The 8,541-nt window shown below is 65.5% G+C and carries 8 protein-coding genes; 4 read left to right on the top strand and 4 right to left on the bottom strand.

Features of this window, described 5'->3' with window-relative positions:
• On the top strand, positions 1–333 hold a 333-nt coding region (locus tag LLH00_08290), incomplete at its 5' end, for a class I SAM-dependent methyltransferase (protein ID MCE5271270.1).
• Positions 334–478: 145 nt separating this feature from the next.
• Here the strand turns inward: LLH00_08290 and LLH00_08285 are convergent.
• The 3 genes from LLH00_08285 to LLH00_08275 all read right to left on the bottom strand — a co-directional run bounded on the left by LLH00_08285 (position 479) and on the right by LLH00_08275 (position 2,232).
• Complete coding sequence (locus tag LLH00_08285) at positions 479–1,192, bottom strand: pirin family protein (GenBank protein MCE5271269.1); 714 nt, start codon at positions 1,190–1,192, stop codon at positions 479–481.
• 39 nt (positions 1,193–1,231) lie between these two features.
• On the bottom strand, positions 1,232–1,846 hold the full coding sequence (gene wrbA / locus LLH00_08280; protein MCE5271268.1) for an NAD(P)H:quinone oxidoreductase: 615 nt from the start codon (positions 1,844–1,846) through the stop codon (positions 1,232–1,234).
• A gap of 131 nt (positions 1,847–1,977) precedes the next feature.
• Positions 1,978–2,232 carry a hypothetical protein gene (locus LLH00_08275; protein MCE5271267.1) on the bottom strand — a complete coding sequence of 85 codons (255 nt, stop codon included), beginning with the start codon at positions 2,230–2,232 and terminating at the stop codon, positions 1,978–1,980.
• A gap of 110 nt (positions 2,233–2,342) precedes the next feature.
• On the opposite strand from LLH00_08275, the gene LLH00_08270 reads away from it, so the two are divergent.
• Positions 2,343–3,140 carry a hypothetical protein gene (locus LLH00_08270; protein MCE5271266.1) on the top strand — a complete coding sequence of 266 codons (798 nt, stop codon included), beginning with the start codon at positions 2,343–2,345 and terminating at the stop codon, positions 3,138–3,140.
• A 70-nt stretch (positions 3,141–3,210) separates the two neighbouring features.
• Here LLH00_08270 and LLH00_08265 read toward each other — a convergent pair whose 3' ends face one another.
• Positions 3,211–4,557 (bottom strand): Gfo/Idh/MocA family oxidoreductase, encoded by a 1,347-nt coding sequence (locus LLH00_08265; GenBank protein MCE5271265.1) that lies wholly within the window; start codon positions 4,555–4,557, stop codon positions 3,211–3,213.
• 281 nt (positions 4,558–4,838) lie between these two features.
• On the opposite strand from LLH00_08265, the gene LLH00_08260 reads away from it, so the two are divergent.
• Together LLH00_08260 and LLH00_08255 are read left to right on the top strand one after the other, a co-directional pair.
• Positions 4,839–7,406, top strand: a complete 2,568-nt coding sequence (locus LLH00_08260) for a DUF4091 domain-containing protein (protein MCE5271264.1) — start codon at positions 4,839–4,841, stop codon at positions 7,404–7,406.
• 585 nt (positions 7,407–7,991) lie between these two features.
• On the top strand, positions 7,992–8,541 hold a 550-nt coding region (locus LLH00_08255), incomplete at its 3' end, for a hypothetical protein (GenBank protein MCE5271263.1).

Below are 8,541 nucleotides of genomic sequence, written 5' to 3'. Positions count from 1 at the left end.
GCCTTCACCCACAGCACACTGCACCACCTGGCCGACCCGCGCCCCAGCCTGAGCGAGATCGCCCGGGTCACCGCACCGGGCAGCCCGTTCCTGATCCGCGACCTGCGCCGCCCGCCCGCGCCCCTGGTGGCCCTGTACGTGAGCCTGTTCGGCATGGGTTACGACAAGCTGATGAAGAAGATGTACCGCGAGTCCCTGCACGCCGGGTACACGTTCCGCGAGATGCGCGCCTTCGCCGCCGGCATTGCCTGCGCCGCGGCCCGCGCCACCCGGTTTTTCGTCACGCACGTGGGGATCGAGGGGACAGCCGGGAGGAACAGACCGGAGCAGTGACAGGCTGATGAACCGCCCCGCGACAAGCGGTGCGGCAACAAAAAGCAGGGGCGGGTTTGAAACCCGCCCCTGCGCTTTTTCCGGCCGCTCAACCCCATGACAAGCGGTGAGGGCTCCTATCCGATCAGTGACCCGCTCCGCCGGCTCAGCCCGCCGGGCCGCGGGCCGGAGTATCCACCAGCACCGCCTCGCCACCGTCGGGGCTGCTCAGACTGAGCGCGTCCAGCTCAGCGATCCGGGCCTGATCGCCCGCGCCGAGGCTTTGCCCCTCCAGGCTCAACCCACCCGAGATCACATACAGTAACATTTTCCGTCCCGGCCCAGCCGTGTACTGCGCCTGCCCGCCCGGATCCAGGGCGCAGCGCAGCACGGCCGAGTCGGTCTGGATCACCGCCGCGCCAGGGTGGCCCAGTCCCGAGGCCAGGGGTAAAAACCGCCCGCGCCAGGCCTCGGGCCGGAACGCGGCCCGGCCGTAGGCTGGGGCCAGGCCCCGGGCGCGGGGGTACAGCCAGAGCTGGTACAGGTGCAGCGGGACCTGGCCGCGGTTGTCCTCGCTGTGGTTGATCCCGATCCCGGCGCTCATGCTCTGCACCTCGCCCGCGGATAGGGTTTCGCTCACCCCGGTGCTGTCCTGGTGCGTGATCTGCCCCTCCAGCACCAGGGTCACTATCTCCATCTCGGCATGCGGATGTGGCGGGAACCCGGCTCCCGGTTGCACCACGTCGTCGTTGAAAACCCGCAGGGCGCCCCAGTGCAGGTTCATCGGATCGTAGTAATCCGAGAACGAGAACAGCCAGAAAGCCTGAAGCCCGTTGGCATCCCTGAAATGGCGCTGCCCGGCTTTGACGATTCCCAGCATTGCCAGTTCCTTAACGAGTTTAAGCCACTCCGGTCCGGCTCATGCACGCAGCTTCCCGGCCACTTCCGCCACCCGGCGGCCCAGGGCGCGGGCGATGGCCAGGTCCTCGGGGGCCGGGGTCAGGCTGTTGTCCCCACCGGCCAGGGTGGTCGCCCCGTAGGGAGTGCCACCGCGGGCCTCGGTGTGCAGCATCCCGGCCGTGGAATAGGGCACGCCGACCGCCAGCATCCCCAGGTGCAGCAGCGGGACCATCATGGTCAGCGGCGTGGTCTCCTGGCCGCCGTGGGTGGTGGCCGTGCTCACAAACACGCCCGCGGGCTTGCCCTCCAGCTCACCCTTGAACCACAGCTCACCCAGACCGTCGATCACGCGTTTCATCTGGGCGGCCATGTTCCCGAAACGGGTGGGCGTGCCGAACAGCACACCCTCCGCGGTGCGGAAATCCTCCGGTGTCACGACCGGGATGGCCTTCTCCTCGTCCCAGGCCTTGCGGTGATGCTCGCTGTTCTTGAGACTTTCCACCACTTCGGGGAATTCCTGCGCCCGGCGCAGGACCGGCTCGGCCCCGGGGACGGTCTTGACGCCCTCGACCACGGCCTGGGCCAGCTTGAGTACGTGCCCGTACATCGAATAATAGACTACCAGGATTTTCATCTCCCCCTCCACACGACTGAACATGGCAGACTGAATTTGGAAATTAGTGTCAGGATTATTGTACGTATTAAGGCAGAGATAATCAAGGTGGGGTGTGCGCCGTGCGCCGGACAGGTTCGTCCGCTGACAGCTCACCGCATGCCACGCAGGGTCAGCAGCGCGTCCATGGGCTTGCAGTGCTTGCAGCCGTTGCAGTCCACCGTCACCGGCTGACGGCTGCCGAGGGCCAGTTGCAGGGCCTCATCGAGCGTGGCCGGACGGCTCTCGGGCGGGCAGCAATCCTCGATCATCAGCAAGGTGCCGTGGAAACAGCCGCAGGAGGGGCACTTCTTTCGTCCCGCCGCCCGGCGGAGCTGGCAGACCGCATGTTTCAGACTGTCTCTCATCCTGTCCGGTCTCTTTCCTGTCCTCGGCTCTGGAGTTCCGTTCCGGTAAGGATTAAAATATAATAATCCGTCACACCGGACAACTCTCACCCTTTACGGACTGATCCTACATGAGAATGTACACGGTGGTCTTGCTCCTCCTGGCCGGGCTGTCTGGCCTTCACGCGGAGGATAAAAACCAGGGGCAGCCGCTCCATCCGATGCTGCGCGGCCGGCCGCAGAATGTATTCCTGTTCCATGGCCGCGGGGATTCGGCCTCCACCCGGCCTCAGATAATCTACCTTTCCGGAGATGCCGGAATGTTCGGCGAGGCCGAAAAAATGGCGGCCGCCATGGCCGCCTGGGGCTACACGGTCTATGCCCTGGATTCCAAGCACTACCTGGAAAGCTTCACGGATGGGAAAAAGACGCTGGGCACGGGCGAGGTGATGAGTGATCTGGCGGCGCTGGCCGCCTGGGCCGGTGCGCGGGACGGGCGGCGCGTAATCCTCTCCGGCTGGTCCGAGGGCGCGGGCCTGGCTTTGCTGGGCGCGGCGGGCGACTCCGCACGTTCGAGTTTCCTCGGCCTGGTGGCGGTCGGGCTGGCGGAACAGAGTTTCCTGGGCTGGCGCACCCTGGACGCGATCACCTGGATCACGAAGAAAGACCCGGACGAGCCGATGTTCGACAGCGCACCGTTCCTGCCGCGGGTGGCCCCGCTTCCCCTGGTGCTGATCCAGTCCTCTGCGGATGAATATGTCAGCCGGGAGGCCTCGCAGAAAATGTTCGACCTGGCGGGCGAGCCGAAACGCTTTTTCATGGTGGAGTCGGAGGACCACAAGTTCAAGGGCGGCAAGGACACGTTCTATGACAACCTGCGGGAAAGCCTGGGCTGGGTGTGCGCCGCCTCGCCCCCTGCGAAGCCCTGAGCGCGATGAAACAAAAAGCCGGGAGCCCCTAATGCGCTCCCGGCTTTTCGCACTCAATTGCAGATGCGTCTCAATAGTCGGTCACGAAAATCGGCTTGTTCGTCTTCCAGGCGCCGCGGGTGAAATCGGGGAAATCCACCGGGCGGCTGCGGTTGGCCACGGAGATTTCGCTCAGCCCGGTCACCGCGCTCCAGGCCGCGGCGTCGTAGACATCGTAATCCGGGTAGCGGCCGGTGCGCAGGGCCTCGATCAGACGGTAGTCCTCGATGAAATCCATCCCGCCGTGGTTCGAGTCTTTCGATTTCGCCACCAGGTCCGAGACGAGCTTGTGCTTGTATTCGCTCCATTTCTCGACATCGTCCCAAGTGTGCGGGGCGCTCTTGCCCTCCACATAGATCCGGTCGGGGTAACCCTCCAGGATGCCCTTGGTGCCCTGGATCTGGTTGTAGCGGTCGTAGGGGCGCGGGCTGTCGCAATCGTGGATCACGATGATCGTCGCGCCGTTCATCGTGCGGATCAGACTGGTGTTGACATCGCCCAGGGCGTAGGTCTGTTTGGCCTGGGGTGAATCGGGCCCGAAATGCTCGGCCGCGTAGAGGTTGAGGCCGAGGCTCTTGCTGCTCATCGAGATCAGGAAATCGAACTGGTCGCCGCGGTTGATGTTCATGTACTCGGCCACCGGGCCCAGGCCGTGGGTCGGGTAGAGGTTGCCGTCGTTCGTGACCGCGTGGTTCAGACGCCACTGGCCCTCGCCTATTCCCGAGAACTTGATCTCGCGCAGGTCGTGGCAGTAGCCGCACTGGGCGTGGATCGGGGTGCCCAGCAGGCCCTTGCGGATCATGTTCAGGAACATCAGCTCGGGCTCGCCGTAGCAGCAGTTTTCCATCATGATACAGTGCTTGCCCGTGCGCTCGCTGGTCTCCACCAGCTCCCAGCACCCGTCGATTTCAGGGGCCGCCGGGACCTCGGTGGCCGCGTGCTTACCCTTGTTCATCGCATCCACGCAGATCGGCACGTGCCATTCCCAGGGGGTGGCGTTGAACACCAGGTCGAGGTCCTTGCGGTCGCAGAGGCGTTTCCAGTCTGTCGGGCCCTTGCCGTAGCCCTCGGGCTTGGGATGGCCTGCTTCCACCACCAGTTTCTGCGCCCGCTCCAGGTTCTCGGGGTTGATGTCGCAGATCGCCTTGATCTCCACGCCCTCGAGGCCCAGGTAGTTGCGCAGATGTCCGGTGCCCTGCCCGCCGACTCCCACGAACCCGACCCGCACGGTCGGGATGGGCTTGGCCTGGATCGGGGCCGGAGCTGTGCCGGGCCGCGTGACTATGGCCGACAGGGTCGAAGCCTTGAGCACCATCCCGGCTCCGGCCAGCACTCCGGCTTTCTTCAGGAAATCCCTTCTGTCGAATCCGTTAGCCATGGGACTCATCTCCAGTCTTTGAATGGTTCTGAAACAGGATATTCAGCCTGTGGAGAAGGATTTCTTCGTTTCATTCGCGGAGCTGACGGCTCAAGCGGGAGTGTTGCCGGCCAAACTTCGCCCTTGGAATTTTACACTTCCGCACGATTCAGGCAAGCTTTTCTATTGTCCGTGCTTTACGCCGCTTTTTCATTGCACCCGGATTGCGGCCTCAGCGGGCATTCACTATATTGGTCCCCGCAAGTCGGCCCACGAGTTGCAACCTTTGCAGGGAGATACGCATGCCTGTCCCGTCCCTGGCCCGGCGCCTGCCGTCAGTCCGGCTCGCCACATTGTGCCTGTTGCTGCTGTTCAGCGCCCCACCTGCGGTTCTGCGGTCAGAGATAACCATCCAGTCGTTCCACCTGCGCGACCGGGCGATCACCCTGGACAGCGTGGTGCTGCGCAAGCAGCTCATTTTCCAGTTCAAGAGCTCGCTGCCGCTGGGGCAGGTCAAAGCCGCCGCGGCCGCGGGCGAGCTGAGCCTGGGCGGCGCGGTCGTGGCCCGCGACACCACCTGGCTGTTCGACATCGCCGGCGGCAACCTGGTTTTCGGCCTGCCGTTCGACCTGCCGGAGGGGGTCTACAGACTGCGGCTCGACATCGTCTCGCCCGCCGGGAAGGCCCTCGACTCGTTCGAGGGCGGTTTCGACCGCGCGGACATGAAAAGTTTCTACAACCGCGAGGTCAATTTCTGGGATTTCACCACGCCCTACGGCCACCTGGAATGCGGCGGCTACGGCAGCCTGACCTACCGCTTCGAGTCGAAAACCGCGCTCAACCCGGCGCGGATCGAGCTGCGCGGACGTATCACCACGGACAACGCCTCGGCGGGCAGCCTGCGCCTGGCGCTCAACGGCGTGCCCCTGGGCGCGTTCCCCATCCCGGCCGGCGAGGGAGACAAAACCCCTGAGGTGATCAGCCTCAAGCTCGACCCGGCCCCCGCTGGCCTGGAGATCAAGCCCGGAGTGAATACCCTGAGCCTGTCCGTGGAGCGCGAGGACAACCCGCAGGCCATGGGGCTGCGCCTGTTCTCGCGCAAGAACTCCACCGACCCCGCGGTCGAGCCGGGGGTGGAACTCACCCTGGAGGCCGCCGCCGCGGGCGGGGCCGCCGCGCACTACGAGATACCGGTCTGGGGGCTGGACGGCGAGAACCTGACCAGCCGGTTCAACCGTCCGCTCTCGATGCTATTCACACGCCGTCAGGCCATCGAGCCGGGGACTCAGCCCACGGTGAACGAGACTGATGTCGCCCGGGGCTACGTGCTGTTCAGCCGTCCCTGGCTGCACTATGTCTATCCCTGGAGCGCCCCGGCCGACAGCGAGCGGGTGGACTCGCTCTCGCTCCGCATGGCCTCCGGCGACTACGAGCCGCTGCGGCTTTCGCTGCAGCCGCTGCGCGACCTGGGGCAGGTGAGGCTGGAGCTGAGCGGCCTGGCCGGCCCGGGCGGGGCGCTGATCCCCGCGTCCGAGGCCCGCGTGCACGTGCCCACCCTTCTCACCTACCGCTCCGGCGGCACCGGCTACCGTCTGGTCCCGCGCCTGCTTGAGGAGAAAAGCAGTGTGGAGGTCCCCGCCGACCGCACGACCAGTTTCTGGCTCACCCTGCACGTGCCCGCCGGCGCGTCCGCCGGGCAATACCGCGGCACGGTGCGCCTTCTCCCCGAGCGGGGCGCGGCCCTGGAGCTCCCCCTGAGCGTGACCGTGCTGCCGGTGACCCTGGAGCCGGTGCCGGGCCTCGACTACAGCATGTGCATGAGCTACGAGTTCTTCGAGCTGGAGAGCAAGGACCTGAGCCCGGCTGACAAGGAGAAAGTCAAGCAGGACGGCCTGGCCATGTTCCGCGACTATCTGGAGCACGGCCTGACCACCCTGGCCGTGTCCAGCCCCTACTGTTTCCAGTGGAACGCGGACGGCACTCCGCGGCTGGAGCACCTCAAGGCCACGCTCGACGGCGCGCGCCGGGCCGGTTTCACCCGCCCGGTCTACTGGTATTTCGCCCACTACCTTCAGGCGGCCAAGCAGCAGCACCCAGGCAACATCCGTCTCTACGACCCCAAGATCATGCCCCGCCGGGCCGAGCTGCTGACCCGCGAGGCCCTGCGCCTCGACCGTGAGCTGGGCGCTCCGCCGCTGGGTTTCATGCCCATCGACGAGCCGCGGATCGCGCTGCGCCAGCGGATCACTCTCGAGCTGTTCCGCGCGGTCAAAAAGGCGCCGGGCGCCAAAATCATGTGCACCACCGACATCGGGGGTAAGCTGCTGGACATCGAGGACGATCCGGGCGGCAGCAAGCTCCTGGCTCCCGGCCAGTTCGAGCGCAAGAGCGAGCGCAAGGTCTGGCAGTACGACAACGAGTCGATCAGCACCGACAACCCCTGCTATTCGCGCTATGTCTACGGCCTCTACACCTGGCGACAGGACCTGGACGGGATGAACTCGTGGGGCCCGGCCACCACCGAGAACTCCCGCGGCAACCCGTTCGAGGACCTGGACCACGAGAGCCCGGACTATGTCCTGATCTACCCGCACTCGGGGCGGCCCTGGCCCTCGGTCAACTGTGAGGCCGTGCGCGAGGGGATAGACGACGTGCGCTACATCTATCAGATCGAGAAGCTTATCGCCGCCAAAGCCTCCTCCGCGCCGGAGGTGACAGCCGCAGCCTCGAAGTGGCTGAACGGGCTGCGCGCCCGCTGCGATGTGGAACTGGCCCAGGTGGCCCGCGGCTCCAGCCCCTGGACCCCGGAGGCGTTCGACAACCTGCGTCGCGAGCTGCAAGGTTGGGCCGTCCGGCTGCAGGGGCTGTGATCCCGAATTTGTTTCCTGTAGGGGCGCACCCACGTGTGCGCCCGGGCGGACACATGGGTCCGCCCCTACGGCAATTCATGACAACGTCCGTAGGGGCGACATATATGTCGCCCTGACAATCGGATTAAATCCCTCTCAATCCCCCTTTTCAAAGGGAGAGGCCGGCCGGCCCGGTTCTTTCGGCGCCCGCCAGGCCGCCGCGGTTGCCTTCGGGGGCCGCACCTGTCTGAGCCTGCAACATGGGCAGCGTGAAGTTGAGAGTGAAACAGTCCAGACTGAAATTGCCCTGCGGTGCGGCGGCGATTCGCGGCAGCGCCGCCGCTGCAACGCGGAAGCGGTATCAACACTCCGTAAACACTTAAGATCGAAGCGGAGGCGTGGTCTGGACGAGTTTGCGCCCCCGCTGGCTTTGCTGCTTTGGCCGAAACCAAAGCAGAACAGAGTCTTTCGTCTTCTCACTGCAACTCCCTAACCGGACATTGCTGGGCAAGACCGAAAGGACAAGGAAATCTTTATCCGGCGGACCCTCAGGTCCGCCCTTACCGTCCATCCACCGCCCCAGCGGGCAGGGAGCTGAAGACGACTATGAGCCGGACCGCCCTGAGAGCCATCCTCGCACTGTTCTGCGGCGTGACAGTCCTGGCCGCGGGCTGCGGACGCAAGCCCTACCCGTACCGCTGGTTCTACCTGAGCAACCTGCTGGAAAGCGACGCCGCGGTGGACACGGTGGCCCAGGTGGTCCGCACCGCCGCCGACCACGGCCTCAACGGCATGCTGATGTTCTCGAAGTTCGATTATATCAGCCTGCAGGACGACGCCTGGCGCGCGCGCCTCAAGAAAGTGGCCGATATCTGCCGCAGCGAGGGCGTGGAGCTTGTCCCGCGCTGCCTGGACATGGGCTACAACGATGAGACGATCCTGCACCACGACCAGAACCTGGCCGAGGGCCAGCCGGTGGAAAACGCCCTGTTCGTGGCTGAAAATGGCAAGGCCGCGCTGGTCCCCGACCCGGAATGCAGCCTGGAGAACGGCTCGTTCGAGGTCTACACGGATGACCTGCCCGAGGGCTTCAGCCCGGCCGACACCACCGCGCCCGGGCGCAGCGTGTTCGTGGATGAGGCCCAGGCCGCCGAGG

Source organism: bacterium (assembly GCA_021372515.1).
GTDB lineage: Bacteria > Gemmatimonadota > Glassbacteria > GWA2-58-10 > GWA2-58-10 > JAJFUG01.
The sequence above is the reverse complement of the archived record's forward strand: the minus strand, read 5'-3'. Positions and strand labels throughout refer to the sequence as shown.